This is a genomic window from Variovorax sp. P4_D9 (assembly GCF_056401695.1).
Genome location: NZ_JBFUIU010001494.1, coordinates 1 through 1,209, shown reverse-complemented (window position 1 = coordinate 1,209; position 1,209 = coordinate 1). Strand labels below are relative to the sequence as shown.

The following is a 1,209-nucleotide window of genomic DNA, read 5'->3' as shown; positions in this document are numbered from 1 at the left end:
AGCAGGCCGGATCGACCGCCCTCGGCGAAGGATTCGCGATCCCGCATGCAAGAATGGGTGGTATCGCGCAGCCCACGACACTGTTCATGCACACCCGGAACGCCATCGCGTTCGATGCGCCGGATGGCAAACCCGTCTCCCAGCTACTGGTCCTCTTGGTGCCTGAGGATGGCGCGACGGACGATCATCTCCAGTTGCTGGCACTGGTCGCACGGCTGTTTTCCGATCGGCGTTTCCGCACACAACTCGATCGCGCACCGGATGCAAAAGCGGCCGCGAACGCATTCCGAACCGGGATCGCACGCCTGACGTCTGCCTCGTCGTAGCCAAGATCCCGCCCGTCCGGCAGCAACCGGGTCAAGGCGCCATTGCTTGCTGCAGAGGTCGCTGCGTCCATGCTCGCAGCACCGGGTCGTTCGCGCCGAAGCTCAGACATCCCGCGGAAGTCGAATGGCGAAGACCGCACCGCCGTTCGGCGAGTTCGAGGCATCGATGCGCCCACCGTAGGAACTCACGATAGCCTGCGAGATCGCCAGCCCGAGTCCCACGCCGGATGTCTGTTCGGTACGGGCTGACGAGCCGCGATAGAAACGCTCGAACAGATGCGGAAGCTCGTCCAGTCGGAGGCCCGGGCCGCGATCGGATACGCTGACGATGGCGTTCGCACCATCGCTGGCCACATCCACAGTCACCCGCTGCCCCGCCACCGATAACTTCACCGCATTGTCGAGAAGATTGGCCAGCACCAGAGTCACGGCGCTGCGAGCGACACCGGCCGTCACCACAGGGGAAAGCGCAAGGACGATCTCGATCTGCCGCTCCCCGGCCATGGGTTGCAGGCGCCGGAATGTCTCCTCGGCGAGCGCGTTCAAGGAGACGCTCTACGGTCACGCCTGAAGCCGGCGCGCGTGATCGACAGATCGCGATGCGTGCCGTGTTGCAGAATGGCGTGACTTTTCACCCATCAAGGATTCGGCCGGTAACGCGTGCCGACGGCTCGCCGATGAACACATCACGGTCCTCGCTCGCGACGCGCCGTCGGCGTGGTGTATGGGGACATCGGCACCTCGCCCCTCTATGCATTCAAGGAAGTCTTCCACTGCTGTCCAAGACAGGCGAATCCGGCGGATGACATGCTGAACTGACGCGGGTTCCGGACGGCTTGTGTGTGGATTTCAGGATCGTGCCCCCATGGGTGCTGTCCAACAT

The 1,209-nt window shown here is 63.7% G+C and carries 2 protein-coding genes and 1 pseudogene; 2 read left to right on the top strand and 1 reads right to left on the bottom strand.

Annotated elements, in window-relative coordinates:
* The coding region (locus tag AC1DY5_RS56310) for a PTS sugar transporter subunit IIA (protein WP_478122819.1) at positions 1-326 on the top strand (326 nt) is incomplete at its 5' end.
* A 102-nt stretch (positions 327-428) separates the two neighbouring features.
* Here the strand turns inward: AC1DY5_RS56310 and AC1DY5_RS56305 are convergent.
* Positions 429-872 (bottom strand): sensor histidine kinase, encoded by a 444-nt coding sequence (locus AC1DY5_RS56305; protein ID WP_478122818.1) that lies wholly within the window; start codon positions 870-872, stop codon positions 429-431.
* Between the two features lie 162 nt (positions 873-1,034).
* Here AC1DY5_RS56305 and AC1DY5_RS56300 point away from each other — a divergent pair.
* A pseudogene (locus tag AC1DY5_RS56300) lies at positions 1,035-1,100 on the top strand (KUP/HAK/KT family potassium transporter); the annotation flags it as partial.
* Between the last annotated feature and the right edge of the window lie 109 nt (positions 1,101-1,209).